This is a genomic window from Ancylobacter sp. IITR112, assembly GCF_041415945.1.
GTDB lineage: Bacteria > Pseudomonadota > Alphaproteobacteria > Rhizobiales > Xanthobacteraceae > Ancylobacter.
Map to the genome: position 1 here is coordinate 154170 of NZ_JBGCUS010000001.1, position 15096 is coordinate 169265.

The following is a 15096-nucleotide window of genomic DNA, read 5'->3' on the forward strand; positions in this document are numbered from 1 at the left end:
GAGATTGGCTTTTGAACAGTCATCCGATGCGCCTGCGGGCAAGCTCCGCGCCCCCGATGCTGGCAGGGCTGCTGCTCGCCGGGATGCTGGGCACGCTTCCCGCCGGCGCCCAGTGGATCGGCGCTCCCGGCGGCTCGTCCGAGTCCGGCTCCTCCGCGGGGGCTGTGGTGGTGCAGCCCGCGCCCGCTCCGCAGGCGGCCGAGCCGGCGCCGGGCTTCAGTCCGGGCTTTTCCTCAACCCTCGGGCCTTCCCCCTCGGGGAGCATCGACCCGGGAATGGCACCGGCTGCGGCGGCGCAGCAGGCCAGACCCGATTCCTCGGAATGTCAGGGGCAGGTGAACAAGCTGCGCGGCGAGGTTGAAACGCGCGGCGAGGCGCTGCAGGCCGCGGCGAAGAAGAAGCTGCCGCCGTCCGAGCTGTGCCCGATGTTCCGCACGTTCGCCAGCGCGCAGCAGAATTTCTATTCCTTCCTCAACACCAACAAGGCCAAATGCGGCGTGCCGGATGAGGTGCTGAAGAAGTTCAAGCAGAATGTCAGTTCGGTGAACACGACGCGCAATAAGATCTGCGAGGTGGCGAAGATGCAGGAGAGCGGTGGCGGTGGCCCCGGCGGTCCGCCCCCGCAGAGCTCGATTTCGGCCGGCCTCGGCCTGTCGAGCGGTCTGCCGACGACGGGCGCCCCTCCGGGCGGCGTCTTCGACACGCTCGGCGGCGACGCGCTGCGCTGAACCGATGACATCGGCCGCGCCGTCTCCTGCCGCGCCGTCTCCTGCTGGGCCGGTGCCGGCCGATTCCGCCGGCAATTGGGTGGATCGCTACGCTCCTGCCGCGCTCAGGCCGTTCCTGCGCCTCGCCCGCGCCGACCGGCCGATCGGTAGCTGGCTGCTGCTCATTCCCTGCTGGTGGTCGCTGGCGCTCGCCTTGCGGGTGCAGGCGGAAAGCGGCGTGCCCACCTATGGCGCGGCGGCGATGTGGGCCGTGCTGTTCGCCATCGGCGCCGTGGCGATGCGCGGGGCCGGCTGCACCTGGAACGACATTCTCGACCGCGATATTGACGGGCGGGTGGAGCGCACCCGCTCCCGCCCGCTCCCCGCCGGGCAGGTGACGCTGAGGGGCGCGGTGCTGTTTCTCGCGCTTCAACTCCTCGTGGGGCTGGCGGTGCTGCTGTGCCTGCCGTTCTTCGCCATTGCCGTCGCGCTGTCATCGCTCGGGCTTGTGGTGGTCTATCCGCTGATGAAGCGGGTGATGTGGATTCCGCAGCTCGTGCTCGGTCTCGCCTTCTCCTGGGGCGCGCTGATGGGATTTGCGGTGCTGGTCGAGGCGCTGCCCGCGCCCGCCTTCCTGCTCTATGCCGGCGCTGTCCTCTGGGTGGTGGGCTATGACACCATCTACGCGCATCAGGACCGCGAGGACGATGCCATTGTCGGGGTGAAGTCCTCCGCCCTGCTGTTCGGCGCGCGCACCGTGCCCTGGCTTGTCGCGCTCTATGGCGGCGCCCTGGTCTTGATGGGCCTCGCGCTCGCCAGCGCCGGGGCCGGGCCCTGGGCCTTTGGCGGGCTCGGCATCTTCACCGTGCGGCTCGCCACGCAGATCGCCCGGCTCGATATTGACGACCGCGCCCTGTGCCTGAGGCTGTTCCGTTCCAATCGCGATTCCGGGCTGATCCTGCTCGCCGGCCTGGTCATCGACGCGCTGCTGGCCTGAGCGTGCCGCCCCGCGCGAGGTTGCCGGGGCGGGGCGGGTGGTGGTAAGCAGCGCGAACACTGTAAATCCATGGGTCCCATGAGCATCCGCCTGCACCGCGGCGATCTTGTCGATCTCGCCCGCTATACCCCCGACAAGGCGCCCTTTGTCGCCATCGACACCGAAACGCTTGGCCTCAACCCGCACCGCGACCGGCTGTGCGTGGTGCAGCTTTCCCCGGGCGACGGCACCGCCGACGTGGTGCAGATTCCCGCCGGCGCCGGGCCTGGCAGCGCGCCCAATCTGGAGCGGCTGCTCACCGATCCGGCCTCGGTGAAACTGTTCCATTTCGCCCGTTTCGATGTCGCGATCCTCGGCAAGACCTTTGGTCTCACCGTGTCGCCGGTGTGGTGCACCAAGATCGCCTCGCGGCTGACCCGAACCTATACCGACCGGCACGGGCTCAAGGATCTCGTCCGAGAACTGCTCGGCGTCGACCTGTCCAAGCAGCAGCAGAGCTCGGACTGGGCGGCCGATGAGCTGAGCGACGCCCAATTGCACTATGCGGCTTCCGACGTGCTGCATCTGCACGCGCTGCAGGCGCGGCTCGCCGCCATGCTGGCGCGCGAGGGGCGGCAGGAACTGGCGCAGTCCTGCTTCGATTTCCTGCCGACGCGGGCAAAGCTCGATCTCGCGGGATGGCCCGAGCAGGACATCTTCGCGCATATGTGAGCGCGCCGCCCGACAATCGCCGGGTTCTGCGGCGAGGGGAGAGGTGCGGCCGCGCGGCTTGCGCCCTGGGCTGGAAGCCGCCATCTTGGGTGCCGGCCAGGGTGCGGAAGGCGGCCGTCAGCCGGGGATGAACCGTCGCGCATGAACAAGCATGTCGAACCGCCCATGACGCGGGGCGCGAAAGCGAGCGAACCGGTGGCGCGCCGCGCCTCGGGGAACGCCGCTGCGCAGGATGCGCGGCGCGCGAAGCTGTTCAAGAACGCCCGTCGCCACAGTCGTCGGGTGCGGTTCCTGCGCGTCGCCCTGCCGGTCGGGGTGGTGCTGGTGCTCAGTGCCACGGTCGCGATCAACTACCTCGACCCCTTCACCCTTGCCGTCGACCTGCCGTTCGATCTCGGCCGGGTGTCGCTGTCGGGGACCCAGGTCAAGATGGAATTCCCGCGCCTGCACGGCTTCACCGCCGATAATCGCGGCTATGACGTGTCCGCCATTTCCGCCTCGCAGGACCTGACCGAACCCAACCGCATCACCCTCGACAAGATCGAGGCCAAGCTCGAACTGGCGGATAAGGGCTGGGCCAGCCTCACCGCCATTGGCGGCAGCTACGACACCAAGACGGAAAACCTCACCCTCGACGGCGGTGTGACCTTTGACACCTCCTCCGGCTATGGCGGGCGGCTGAAAGACGCCTCGATCGACATCAAGAACGGCAAGATGGTGTCGAACAGCCCGGTGGAGCTGACCTATCTCGACGGCAAGCTGACCGCCGACACGCTCGAAGTGTCGCAGAAGGATTCACGGGCCTTGCTGGTCGGCAATGTGCAACTGGACTTCCGCATGCCGGCCGACGACACGCCGGCCAAGCCGCGCCCCGCGCCCCCGGCGGCGACGCCTCCCGCGGCCGCTGCCGCCCGCTCCACCGGCGCCACTCCGTGAGGGCGCGCGCATTGAACCCTCGGCCCGGGACGGCTAGACATGTCGGTATGACCGAGCCCCATGCCCGCACGCCCCATCGCCGCCTCCGCGCCGGCCTCGCCGCCCTCGTCCTCGCCGCCGGTCTCGGTGGCCTGACCTCCGCCGCGCTGGCGCAGGCGAACAATGTGCCGAACGCCCTGCAGGGCTTCGCCGCCAATCGCGATGAGCCGATACGCATCAACGCCAACAGCCTGGAAGTGCGCGACCAGGAAAAGCAGGCGGTGTTCAGCGGCAATGTGGTGGTGCAGCAGGGCGACACCACCATGCGCTGCCGGGAACTTGTGGTGTTCTACGACGGCAAGGACGCGGCCGGCGCCAAGCCGGCCGGAGCGCCTTCCGGCGACGCGCTGGCGGCGGGCAGTCCGATCAACTCCTCCGCCATCCGGCGGCTGGAGATCAACGGCTCGGTGGTGGTGACCACCAAGGAGCAGACCGCCACCGGCGATCAGGGCGTGTTCGAAACCAAGGCGAACACCATCACCCTCACGGGCAATCCTGTCGTGCTCACCTCCGGGCCGAATGTCATCCGCGGCAAAAAGCTCACGGTGGACCTCACCACCGGCCTGTCGCGCTTCGATGGCGGGCGTATCGAAAGCCTGATCGTGCCCAACAGCATGAAGGGCGCCGATGGCGGCTTGCCCGGCGCCAAGCCGGCTGCGCCGGCGGCCAAGCCCAAACCGGCGCCCTGAGCCGCGGCTGAAGCAGCGCCGGCCTGGCGCCGGCGCGCGGGATTGTTGGCCGTCGGGAGTTCACCTCGGCGCGCCGAGCGGGCTAGGGTAATCGGGCACCGGAATCTCGCTTTTGCCGGCGTTTGCGCCCGTTTCGGCCCGGTTCTTGCATCGCGATTTGCCAGCGGCGCGCGGAACGTTTATCACCTTGCGGGTGGTGATCCCACCACGGAGGGTGCGCGTGGGTCTTTTCTCGACCATCGTCGGACGCGGCAAGGCGGCGTCTCAACATTCCGCCTCCGGGCCCGGGCGCGGCATTGACAGCCCCCCAGCGGCACCGAGCGCCGAGGAGATCGAGGCGCGGTTTCAGGCCGATTTCGAAGCGGCGCTGGCGGCGGATCTGCAGCCGTCGCGCGGGGCACCTCAGCCGCAGGCCCGCGCCGGGGGAACCGCTTCCGCGCCGGCCTCGGTCGCCTCCGCGCATTTCCGCACTCCCGAGCCAGCCGCCGGGGAGCAGCGGATGCTGAACGCCGTCGGCCTCGCCAAGAGCTATGGCGGCCGGCAGGTGGTGCGCGGGGCCAGCCTGCATGTGCGGCGCGGTGAGGCGGTCGGCCTGCTCGGGCCCAATGGTGCCGGCAAGACCACCATCTTCTACATGATCACCGGGCTGGTGAAGGCCGATGCCGGCCGCATCGAGCTTGACGGCCATGACGTGACCCACCTGCCGATGTATCGCCGCGCGCGCCTCGGCGTCGGCTATCTTCCGCAGGAAGCCTCCATCTTTCGCGGCCTGTCGGTGGAGAACAACATCCGCGCCGTGCTGGAAGTGGTCGAGCCGAACCGCCGCGAGCGCGAGCGCCAGCTCGACCAGCTCCTGGAAGAGTTCCGTGTCACCCATGTGCGTAAATCGCCTTCCATCGCGCTTTCCGGCGGCGAGCGGCGCCGCGTGGAAATCGCCCGCGCGCTGGCTTCCCGTCCCACCTTCATGCTGCTCGACGAGCCTTTCGCCGGCATCGACCCGATCGCGGTCGGCGACATCCAGGCGCTGGTGCGCCAGCTCACCGAGCGCGGCATCGGCGTGCTGATCACCGACCACAATGTGCGCGAGACGCTGGGCCTCATCGACCGCGCCTATATCATCCATTCCGGTACCGTGCTGATGGAAGGCTCGCCCGAGGAAATCGTGGCGAGCGAGGAAGTCCGTCGCCTCTATCTCGGCGAGGAGTTCCGTCTGTAGCATGGACCCTGTCCCGCCCAACGCTGCCGCCGCCCGTGGAGAGTGCGTGCCATGTCGCTAGGTCCGCGTCTCGAATTCCGCCAGACCCAGTCGCTGGTGATGACGCCGCAGCTCATGCAGGCGATCAAGCTGCTGCAACTCTCCAATCTCGACCTCGTGGCCTATGTCGAGGCGGAACTGGAGCGCAACCCGCTGCTGGAACGCCAGGCCGAGCCGGAAGGCGAGCGCGGCGGCGAGGGCGAGGCGGATGCCGGGGCGGTGCGTGAGCGCACCAGCGATGCCGATCTCGATCCCCGGGCGGAGCAGGCGCATGAGCGCGAGGAGCGCGTCTCCGACTGGCTGGAGGAGCGGCTGGAGACCAGCCGCAGCGCCATTGAGGACCGGCTCGACACCGGCATGGAGAACGTCTTCCCCGACGATAATGGCCGCGAGCCGGCGGCGCCGCTGCCGAGCGGCGAGGGGCCGGCCTATTCGGAATGGACCGGTGCCGGCGGCGGAGGGGCTGACGGCGAGGGCTATAATCTCGAAGCCTTTGTCTCGGCCGAGACCTCGCTCGCCGACCATCTCGAAGCGCAGTTGGTACTAGCGGTCAGCGATCCCGTCGAGCGGCTGATCGCCCATAATCTGATCGACCTGATCGACGAGGCCGGCTATCTCTCCGCCGATCTCGCCAGCGTCGCCGAACGGCTCGGCGCGCCGCTCGCGGCGGTGGAGAAGGTGCTGGAGGTGATCCAGAGCTTCGACCCGCCGGGCATCGGCGCCCGCTCGCTGGCCGAATGCCTCGCCATTCAGTTGCGCGAGCGCAATCGCTACGACCCCTGCATGGCGGCGCTGCTCGCCCATCTCGAACTGCTGGCGCGGCGCGAATTCGCCACGCTGAAACGGGTGTGCGGTGTCGACGAGGAAGACCTGGCCGAGATGGTCGGAGAGATTCGCCGGCTCAATCCCAAGCCCGGCCTCGCCTTCGGCTCCGGCATCATCCAGCCGGTGGTGCCGGATGTGTTCGTGCGCGGCGGGCCGGACAACTGGCTGGTGGAGCTCAATTCCGAGACGCTGCCGCGTGTGCTGGTGAACCAGGCCTATTATTCCCGCGTGCAGAAGATCACCCGCAACGAGCGGGAAAAGGCCTTCCTCTCCGACTGCATGCAGACCGCGACCTGGCTCACCCGCTCGCTCGACCAGCGCGCCCGCACCATCCTCAAAGTGGCGACCGAGATCGTGCGCCAGCAGGACGCCTTTCTGACGCTCGGCGTGCAGCATTTGCGGCCGCTGAACCTGCGCATGGTGGCGGACGCCATCGGCATGCACGAATCCACCGTGTCGCGCGTCACGTCCAACAAATACATGGCGACGCCGCGCGGCATCTTCGAGATGAAGTATTTCTTCTCGTCCTCTATTTCGTCTTCGGACGGCGGCGAGGCGCATTCGGCGGAATCGGTGCGCTTCCGCATCAAGCAGATGATCGAGGCGGAAAGCCCCGACGACGTGCTGTCCGACGACACGCTGGTGCAGCGCCTGCGCGAAGCGGGCATCGACATCGCCCGCCGCACGGTGGCAAAATACCGTGAGGCGATGCGGATTCCTTCCTCCGTGCAGCGCCGGCGCGAGAAGCAGGCGGCGGTCGCGGGGGGCTGAAAACGCCGGCGCGCGGAGGATGTGCACCGGCTTCACACAAGCTTCGCCTACGCTGTCCACCGCTTCTCGTTGACACTTTCTCTCGCGGCTCATACCTCTTAGTGGCACCGGCCGGGCATGTTAGGGAGTTCGGGCAGGGCGAGGGGCGGTTTCGCGAACGCTTCCCGACCCGCCCCAGCAGAGGGACTAGTCACGATGCCGCTGCGGGTTTCAGGTAAAAATCTCGATGTGGGCGAAGCTCTCAGGCAGCGCGTTTCCGATCGCGTCGCCGGGGCGATGGACAAGTACTTCGACGGCGGCTGGTCCGGCCACGTCACGGTCGCCCGCGAGGGCTCCGGTTATCGCGCGGACTGCGCGCTGCATCTCGACAGCGGGACGGTGCTGCAGGCCCATGCCGACGCGCAGGACCCCTATGCCAGCGCCGACGCCGCCGTGGAGCGGATCGAGACGCGGCTGCGCCGCTACAAGAGCCGGGTGAAGCGCCGCGCCGTCAATGGCGAGGGAAGCGATGCCGGCGCGGCGGCCGAGACCGTGCCGCTGACCGTGTTTTCCGCCCCCGACCACGAGGATGCCGAGCCGAGCGAAGGCTGGTGCCCGACCGTGGTTGCCGAAGCCACCGCCAACCTGCCCCGGCTTTCGGTCAGCAATGCGGTGCTCGAACTGGACTTCACCGGCGCCACCGCCCTGGTGTTCCGCCATGCCGGCCATGGCCGCATCAACGTCGTCTACCGGCGTGGGGATGGGCATGTCGGCTGGGTGGACCCGCCGGCGAGCGCCCAGGCGGAAGACGTGCATTGATCACCCTGCCTCATGGCACGCGCGCGGCCGCCCCAGCGGCTGGCGCGCGTCGCCGCGCCCCGACCCGGATCGCCACGCCGCGGATCGTCTCATGGCTCTGAATGACATTCTGGCACCGTCCGCGGTGTTCCCGACGCTCAAGGTCGGCAGCAAGAAGCAGGCCCTGCAGGAGCTTTCCGCCCATGCGGCGGCGCTGCTGAAACGGGACGAGCGCGAGATTTTCGAAACGCTGAACCAGCGTGAGCGGCTCGGCTCCACCGGCGTCGGCAATGGCATCGCCATTCCGCATGGCAAGCTGGCGAAGATGGACAAGCTGTTCGGCATGTTCGCCCGGCTGGAGCGGCCGATCGACTTCGAATCGCTCGATGGCGAGCCGGTCGATCTCATCTTCCTGCTGCTGGCGCCGGAAACGGCGGGCGCCGATCATCTCAAGGCGTTGGCGCGGGTGGCGCGGCTGCTGCGCGACCCCGAGGTCGCCCGCAAGCTGCGCCAGTGCCGTGATGCGCAGGCGATCCACACCCTGCTTACCGGCGCCCCCGCCGACGCCGCGTGACGTGGGCCCGGCGCCGTGCGTCACCGGGCGGTGACTTCACCGCCCGGGCGCCCTACCTCATCAGGGTCGAAAGTGTTTGTTCAGGAGGCCCGCCATGCCCGAAACCCTTCCCGCCAGCCTCGCCCTGTCCGCCGGACAATGCCGCGCCGCGCGCGCGCTCCTGGGATGGAGCGCGGATGATCTGGCGCAGAAGGCGCGGGTAACGGCGGCGTGGCTGGAGCGGTTCGAGCGCGGCGGCGAGACCGTCGATGACCTCGATCCGAGCGAGGCGGAACGGGTGATGCGCGCGCTGGAAGAGGGCGGGGTGGAGTTCCTTGCCTCCGGCCAGGCCAGCAGCGGCGGCGGCCCGGGCCTGCGCATCCGCCAGCAGGGCGGCTATATCCCCACCGCGCGGCTCAGTTCCGCCAATGATGGCTGACACCGACCCAAGGCGGCGCCAGCCTTTTCCCGGACGATCCGCCGGACCGTCCGGGAAGGCAGATGCGGCGGTGGCTCAGGGCGTGATCGCCACTTTCAGCACGCCGTCGCGCTGGTGCGAGAACAGCTCGTAGGCCGCCTCGATATCGTCCAGCTTGAAGCGGTGCGTGACCAACGGCTTGAGGTCGACCCGGCCGGAGGCGATCACGTCGATCAGTCGGCGCATGCGCTCCTTGCCGCCGGGACAGAGCGTGGTGACGATCTTGTTGTCGCCCAGCCCCGCCGAGAAGGCGCCGAGCGGGATCTTGAGATCGGTGGAATAGACGCCGAGCGAGGACAGGGTGCCGCCGGGGCGCAGCACCTTCAGCGCGCTCTCAAAGGTGTTCTGGGTGCCCAGCGCCTCGATGGCGACATCGACGCCGCGCCCGTCGGTCAGCGCCAGAATTTGCTCCACCACGTCGCCCTGCTTGAAGTCCACCACATCGCTGCAGCCGAGCTGCCGGGCGATGGCCAGGCGTTCGGGCACGGTGTCGACGCCGATGATGCGGGTCGCACCCTTCAGCTTGGCGCCGGCGACCGCGCACAGGCCGATGGGGCCGAGCGCGAACACCGCGACGATGTCGCCGATCTGCACCGCGCCGCTTTCCGCGCCGGAAAAGCCGGTGGACATGATGTCCGGGCACATCAGCACTTCCTCGTCGGTGAGCGCCTCCGGCACCGGGGCGAGATTGGCGAGGGCATCCGGCACCAGCACATATTCCGCCTGGGTGCCGTCGATGGTGTTGCCGAACTTCCAGCCGCCCATCGGCTTGAAGCCGTGCTTCATGCCCGGCCCGTCCTGCGAGCCGCAGCCGCACAGGCAGGCATAGGAATGGCCGCTGGGGGTGATGGCGCCGGCGATGACGCGCTGTCCTTCGCGATAGCCGGTCACGGCCGAGCCGAGCTTCTCGATCACGCCCACCGGCTCATGGCCGATGGTGAGGCCCTTGGCGACGGGATACTCGCCCTTGAGGATGTGCACATCGGTGCCGCAGATGGTGGTGGTGGTGACGCGCACCAGCGCATCGAGCGGCCCGACATCGGGAATCGGCTTCTCGTCGAGAACGATCCGGCCGGGTTCGACGAAGATGGCGGCTTTCATCTTGGGCATCGCAAACTCCTGCGGTTGACGCGCGCGACACTCGCGCGCCCGACAGGGTGCGGCCATGACAGGGGTCAAAAGCCGGCGATCAAACCCGGGTGAGGCGGGAAAAGGGGTTCAGCGCACGCCGCGCTCGGCCATCAGCCGGACCACCGCGGCGCGCAGCTCGGCAATGCCGCTGCCCTCGCGGCTGGAGGTGGGGAAGACAAGCGGGAAGGCCGCCGGGCGGCGGGCAAGGCCGGCCTGCGTCTCTTCCACGCGCTGCGCCAGCTCCGCCGGCTTCAACTGGTCGGCCTTGGTCAGCACGACGGCATAGGACACCGCCGCCTTGTCGAGCCCGTCCAGCACCTCGCGGTCGATCGGCTTCAGCCCGTGGCGGGAATCGATCAGCACGAAGACGCGGGCGAGGTTGGCGCGCCCACGCAGATAGGCGTGGACGGTGGCCGTCCAGGCGTCGACTTTGTCCTTGGGCGCCTTGGCGAAGCCATAGCCGGGCATGTCGACCAGAGTGAGGTCCGGGCCGAGGCCGAAAAAGATCAGTTCCTGCGTGCGGCCGGGCGTCACCGAGGTGCGGGCCAGCGCCTTGCGCCCGGTGAGCGCGTTGACGAGGCTCGACTTGCCGACATTGGAGCGGCCGGCCAGCGCGATTTCGATCGAGCGCATCGGCGGCAGGGTGGCGATGGTCGGCGCCGCCGAGAGAAAGGTCCACTCGCCGGCGAAGAGCCGCCGCCCGGCTTCGATCTCGTCGGGCGTGAAGGCCGACGCGGCGGACGTGTCGTCGGCCTGTTCCATGGTGTGCGTGCCTTCCTCAGCCGGCCTTTGGCTTCTTCTTGCGGACGAAGGTGCTCTTCACATTGTCCCACAATTCGATCTTCACGCCGTTCTTGCGCATGATGATCGACTGCTGGATCACCGACAGCGTGTTGTTCCACGCCCAGTAGATGACGAGACCGGAGGCGAAGGAGGCCAGCATGAAGGTGAAGACCAGCGGCATCCAGTCGAAGATCATCTTCTGCGTCGGGTCCGGCGGGGCCGGGTTGAGCTTCATCTGCGCCCACATGGTGCAGCCCATGATGATCGGCCAGACGCCGAGCATGAGGAAGTGACCGATCACCGGCACCGAGCCCGGATCCCAGGGGATGAGGCCGAACAGGTTGAAGATGGTCGTCGGATCGGGCGCGGAGAGGTCGCGGATCCAGCCGAAGAACGGCGCGTGCCGCATTTCGATGGTGACGAACAGCACCTTGTAGAGGGCGAAGAAGACGGGGATCTGGATCAGGATCGGAAGGCAGCCCGCGACCGGGTTGATCTTCTCCTTCTTGTAGATCTCCATCATCTCCTGCTGGAGCTTGACGCGGTCGTCGCCATAGCGCTCGCGCAGCGCCTGGATCTCCGGCTGCACCGCCTTCATCTTCGCCATCGAGGCGTAGCTCTTGTTGGCGAGCGGGAAGAAGATGGCCTTGAGCATCACGGTGACGACGAGGATGGCGACGCCGAAATTGCCGACGAAGCGATAGATCCAGTCGATGACCAGGAACAGCGGCTTGGTGATGAAATAGAACCAGCCCCAGTCGATCAGCAGGTCGAAGCGGTCGATATTGTACTGCTGCTGGTAGCCGTCGACGAGCTGCACCACCTTGGCGCCGGCGAACAGGCGCCCGTCCGTGGCCGCCTTGGCGCCGGGCGCCACGGTCACGGCATCGCCGAGGAAATCGGTCTGGTAGGTCAGGTCGTTGCCGGACTGCGCGGCGGAGAAGCGCGCCTGCACCTTTTCCTGCGCGCCGGGGATGACGGTCGCGGCCCAGTACTTGTCTGTGATGCCGAGCCAGCCGCCCACCGAGGGGAAGGTCTCGCTCTTCTTCTCGGCGATGTCCTTGTACTTTATCTCGTGCAGGCCGCCTTCCGAGGTCACCCCGATCAGGCCCTCATGCAGGATGTAGTAGCCGAGCGTGTGCGGCGTGCCGTGGCGCGAGACCAGCGCATAGGGGTGGAGGGCCACCGGCGCGTCGGTGGCATTGTCGACCTCGTCCACCACATGGAACATGTAGTTGGCGTCGATGGTCAACGTGCGGCGGAAGGTGAGGCCGGCACCGTTGTCCCAGGTCAGCACCAGCGGGGTATCGGGGGTGAGGCGGGCGCCTTCCGGAGCGGTCCACACCGTGTCGGCGGCCGGTACCGCGACGGTGGAGCCGGCGCCGGGTACCCAGCCGAATTCGGCATAGAAGGGGTTCGGCCCGCCCGAGGGCGACAGCAGCACGATGATCGGGCTGCTGTTGTCCACCGTCTCGTGATAGCCCTTGAGCGACAGGTCGTCGATGCGCCCGCCCTTCAGCGCCACCGAGCCGATGACGCTCGGCGTGTCGATGGCGACGCGCGGGGAGCGGGCCAGCGCTTCCGCCCGGCTCAGCGCACGCGGCGGCGTCGCCGCCGGGGCCGGGGCGGCGGTGCCGGGCGCAGGGGCCTGCGAGCCGGCCGCGCCCGGGGCCTGCTGGGCCGCCTGCTGCTGGGCCTGCTGTCGCTGCTGTTCCATCTGCGGCACGCCGGAGAAGAACTGCCAGGCAATGAGCACCGCCATCGACATGACGATGGCGAGGATCATGTTGCGGTTTTCGGACGTCATGGCAGGGGCTCTCCGTCGGCGCGCGGCGGGCGTTGCGCGGCGTCGGCGCGCGCAGGCTTGGGCGGGCGCCGGCTTCCTGAGTGAAGGCGGGCGATACCCCGCTCTATGTCGTGGATGAGGGCGTTGAACGGCGTGCCGAGCGCGGCGCGCCGGGCGACGATCACATAGTCGAAACCGTCCTGCCCGGCGCGTGGCAAGGCGTCGCGGACCGCCGCCCGCAGGCGGCGGCGGATGCGGTTTCGCTCGACGGCATTGCCGTGCTTCTTGGTAACGGTGAGCCCGATACGGGCCGGCGCCTGGTCGGCGCGATCACGGCCCTGCAGTAAGAGCGGGCCGGAATTGGCGCGCAGCGCGGACGCTGCGGCCAGGAAGTCCTTGCGCTTGACGAGCCGGTCCATGGTAGGGCGCCGATCCTCAGGCAACAGAGGGGCGCGCCCCAGCCATGTGGGGTCGAAAAGCGCGGTCAGGCCGACAGGCGCTTGCGGCCATGGGCCCGGCGCGCATTGATGATCTTGCGGCCGTTGCGGGTCGCCATGCGCGCACGGAAGCCGTGCCGGCGGGCGCGCACGAGCTTGCTCGGTTGATAAGTGCGCTTCACGGTTCTCTCTCCGCTTGTTCGATCTGCCGCCCTCCCGCCGGACGTTTCCCTTTCCGGCGCGCCACGGAGCCAGCCGGGGCGAAGAAGCGCAGATGCAGGAGACTTCCAACGGCGGGCAGCCGTGGGTTGGGCGGCTTATAGGGGGCGCTCTTGCCCAAGTCAATGCGCCATTGCCGCGGGAGGCCGGCCAATCCACCGGCCCGCAGCGCCGGGCACGCTCCGGCCGGCACGCGGGGCGGGTGGCGGCCCCTCTGGCAACGTCTCGCCGGCACATTACATGATCGTGATCGGCGGGAGCGGCAGGCTGGCGCGGGGAGGGCGGTCACGTCTTTCTGATCCGGCGTCGTTTCACCGCCGTAATCCTGCCATCCGATACGGCGCGCCGGGACCATCGGGGACCCGGCGCGGAGCGGAAGAAGCGTTGGGCATGAGGAAGCGTTCGCAAGCCGGCACCGATGGCGTCGCCGTGCCCGCCCTGCCGGCGGACGGCGAGCCCGTGCGCGCGCAGGCGGCACGCCTGCCTTCCGGAGCCGGCGAATCCCGCGCCTCGGGTGGCGCCGCCGCGCCACAGCCGGGCGCGCGCCGCGGGTTCCATCTCGGCCTCTCCGGCAAGCTGCTGGCCTTCACCCTCGCCTTCGTGCTGCTGGCGGAGGTGCTGATTCTGGTGCCGGCGGTCGCGGCGTTCCGGCTCAACTGGCTGTCCGACCGGCTCGCCGCCGCCCGGACCGCCGCGCTGGTGCTGGACGCCGCCCCGGACGGCATGATCTCGCCGCAACTGACCCAGGAATTGCTCCGCAGCGTCGGCGCCATCACCGTGGCGCTCAAACGCGACGATACACGCCGCCTGCTCGCCTCTTCCGATATGCCGCCGGAAGTCGACCACCACGCCGATGTGCGCGATGTCGGGCCGTGGCAGGCGGTGCGCGAAGCTTTCGACACGCTGATGGCGCCGAACGGGCGCATCATCCGCGCCGTCGGCACCCCGCCGCGCGGCGACGGCTTTGTCGAGATCGTCATCAGCGAGACGCCGCTGCGCAAGGCGATGCTGCGCTTCACCGGCAATGTGCTGCTGGTGTCGCTGGTGATCGCCGCGCTCACCGGCGCGCTGGTCTATCTCGGCCTCGCCTGGATGTTCGTGCGGCCGATGCGCCGCCTTACCCAGCGCATGGTCGCCTTCCGCCTCAACCCGGCTTTGCCGGTGCTGGAACGCGACGATGACCGGCGGATGGACGAGATCGGCCAGGCCGAGCGCGAACTCACCACCATGCAGCGGCAGATCGCCGAGACGCTGCAGCAGAAGAGCCATCTCGCCGCCCTCGGCCTCGCCGTGTCGAAGATCAATCACGACCTGCGCAACCTGCTGGCCTCGGTGCAGCTTATTTCCGATCGTCTCGCCGATATTCGCGACCCGGCGGTGCAGCGCTTCGCGCCCAAGCTGGAGGCGGCGCTGGACCGCGCCATCGCCTATTGCGAGCACACGCTCGCTTACGGCAAGGCGCAGGAGCCGCCGCCCGAGCGCCGCATGGTGGCGCTGGCGCCGCTGGTGGCGGAGGTGCGCGACACGCTCGGCCTCGGCCCGGGGGAGGACGGCACCGGCATCGGCTTTGTCGAATCGATCGACCGCGATCTCATGGTCGATGCCGATCCCGACCAGTTGTTCCGCGTGCTGCTCAATCTCTGCCGCAACGCGGTGGAGGCGCTGCGCGCGCGCGGGCCCAACGATGTCGCCCGTGACCAGATCCGTATCACCGGCCGGCGCGAGGGCGCGATCGTCATCATCGAAGTCGCCGACACCGGCCCCGGCGTGCCGGAGCGGGCGCGGGCGCATCTGTTCGAGGCGTTCCAGGGCTCGGTGAGCCGGGGTGGCACCGGGCTCGGCCTCGCCATCGCCGCCGAGCTGATGCAGGCGCATGGCGGCGATCTGCAACTGGTCCCCGGCACGATCGGCGCTACCTTCCAGCTTCGGGTGCCGGACCGGCCGGTCGATCTCGACGCCCACCGGGCGCTGCGCTCCTTCGGCTGAGGCGGGGCAACGCGCC

Annotated in this window: 16 protein-coding genes; 11 read left to right on the forward strand and 5 right to left on the reverse strand. The window is 68.9% G+C overall.

Annotated elements, in window-relative coordinates; translation table 11 throughout:
* Nucleotides 1–11 precede the first annotated feature (11 nt).
* The 10 genes from AAC979_RS00675 (at nucleotide 12) to AAC979_RS00720 (ending at nucleotide 8699) form a co-directional block, all read left to right on the forward strand.
* Nucleotides 12–728 carry a hypothetical protein gene (locus AAC979_RS00675; RefSeq protein ID WP_371344879.1) on the forward strand — a complete coding sequence of 239 codons (717 nt, stop codon included), beginning with the start codon at nucleotides 12–14 and terminating at the stop codon, nucleotides 726–728.
* Between the two features lie 4 nt (nucleotides 729–732).
* Nucleotides 733–1704: a 4-hydroxybenzoate octaprenyltransferase gene (ubiA, locus tag AAC979_RS00680; protein WP_371344881.1), complete on the forward strand. Its 972-nt coding sequence runs from the start codon at nucleotides 733–735 to the stop codon at nucleotides 1702–1704.
* A 78-nt stretch (nucleotides 1705–1782) separates the two neighbouring features.
* Entirely contained in the window at nucleotides 1783–2415 is a 633-nt protein-coding gene (locus AAC979_RS00685; protein WP_371344882.1) for a ribonuclease D, read from the forward strand.
* 141 nt (nucleotides 2416–2556) lie between these two features.
* Nucleotides 2557–3351, forward strand: coding sequence for a hypothetical protein (locus tag AAC979_RS00690; RefSeq protein ID WP_371344884.1), 795 nt, complete (start codon nucleotides 2557–2559; stop codon nucleotides 3349–3351).
* Nucleotides 3352–3398: 47 nt separating this feature from the next.
* Nucleotides 3399–4079 carry an LptA/OstA family protein gene (locus tag AAC979_RS00695; protein ID WP_371344885.1) on the forward strand — a complete coding sequence of 227 codons (681 nt, stop codon included), beginning with the start codon at nucleotides 3399–3401 and terminating at the stop codon, nucleotides 4077–4079.
* 220 nt (nucleotides 4080–4299) lie between these two features.
* Nucleotides 4300–5295: an LPS export ABC transporter ATP-binding protein gene (gene lptB / locus AAC979_RS00700; protein ID WP_371344887.1), complete on the forward strand. Its 996-nt coding sequence runs from the start codon at nucleotides 4300–4302 to the stop codon at nucleotides 5293–5295.
* Between the two features lie 51 nt (nucleotides 5296–5346).
* Complete coding sequence (rpoN, locus tag AAC979_RS00705; protein ID WP_371344888.1) at nucleotides 5347–6930, forward strand: RNA polymerase factor sigma-54; 1584 nt, start codon at nucleotides 5347–5349, stop codon at nucleotides 6928–6930.
* A gap of 195 nt (nucleotides 6931–7125) precedes the next feature.
* A complete protein-coding gene (hpf, locus tag AAC979_RS00710) occupies nucleotides 7126–7728 on the forward strand; it encodes a ribosome hibernation-promoting factor, HPF/YfiA family (RefSeq protein WP_371344889.1) in 603 nt (200 codons plus the stop codon).
* A gap of 91 nt (nucleotides 7729–7819) precedes the next feature.
* Nucleotides 7820–8281 carry a PTS IIA-like nitrogen regulatory protein PtsN gene (ptsN, locus tag AAC979_RS00715; protein ID WP_371344890.1) on the forward strand — a complete coding sequence of 154 codons (462 nt, stop codon included), beginning with the start codon at nucleotides 7820–7822 and terminating at the stop codon, nucleotides 8279–8281.
* Between the two features lie 94 nt (nucleotides 8282–8375).
* Nucleotides 8376–8699 (forward strand): multiprotein-bridging factor 1 family protein, encoded by a 324-nt coding sequence (locus tag AAC979_RS00720; protein ID WP_371344892.1) that lies wholly within the window; start codon nucleotides 8376–8378, stop codon nucleotides 8697–8699.
* Between the two features lie 75 nt (nucleotides 8700–8774).
* On the opposite strand, the gene AAC979_RS00725 is transcribed toward AAC979_RS00720, so the two are convergent.
* From AAC979_RS00725 to rpmH, 5 genes are all read right to left on the reverse strand, one after another.
* Entirely contained in the window at nucleotides 8775–9848 is a 1074-nt protein-coding gene (locus tag AAC979_RS00725) for an NAD(P)-dependent alcohol dehydrogenase (RefSeq protein WP_371344893.1), read from the reverse strand.
* 108 nt (nucleotides 9849–9956) lie between these two features.
* On the reverse strand, nucleotides 9957–10631 hold the full coding sequence (gene yihA / locus AAC979_RS00730; protein WP_371344895.1) for a ribosome biogenesis GTP-binding protein YihA/YsxC: 675 nt from the start codon (nucleotides 10629–10631) through the stop codon (nucleotides 9957–9959).
* Between the two features lie 16 nt (nucleotides 10632–10647).
* A complete protein-coding gene (yidC, locus tag AAC979_RS00735; RefSeq protein WP_371344896.1) occupies nucleotides 10648–12459 on the reverse strand; it encodes a membrane protein insertase YidC in 1812 nt (603 codons plus the stop codon).
* Nucleotides 12456–12857 carry a ribonuclease P protein component gene (gene rnpA / locus AAC979_RS00740; protein WP_371344898.1) on the reverse strand — a complete coding sequence of 134 codons (402 nt, stop codon included), beginning with the start codon at nucleotides 12855–12857 and terminating at the stop codon, nucleotides 12456–12458. The genes yidC and rnpA overlap by 4 nt, the downstream gene beginning before the upstream one ends.
* 65 nt (nucleotides 12858–12922) lie before the next feature.
* Nucleotides 12923–13057 (reverse strand): 50S ribosomal protein L34, encoded by a 135-nt coding sequence (gene rpmH / locus AAC979_RS00745; protein ID WP_013165198.1) that lies wholly within the window; start codon nucleotides 13055–13057, stop codon nucleotides 12923–12925.
* A 427-nt stretch (nucleotides 13058–13484) separates the two neighbouring features.
* Between rpmH and AAC979_RS00750 the strand changes: the two genes are divergently transcribed.
* Nucleotides 13485–15080 carry a sensor histidine kinase gene (locus AAC979_RS00750; RefSeq protein ID WP_371344901.1) on the forward strand — a complete coding sequence of 532 codons (1596 nt, stop codon included), beginning with the start codon at nucleotides 13485–13487 and terminating at the stop codon, nucleotides 15078–15080.
* Nucleotides 15081–15096: the final 16 nt, after the last annotated feature.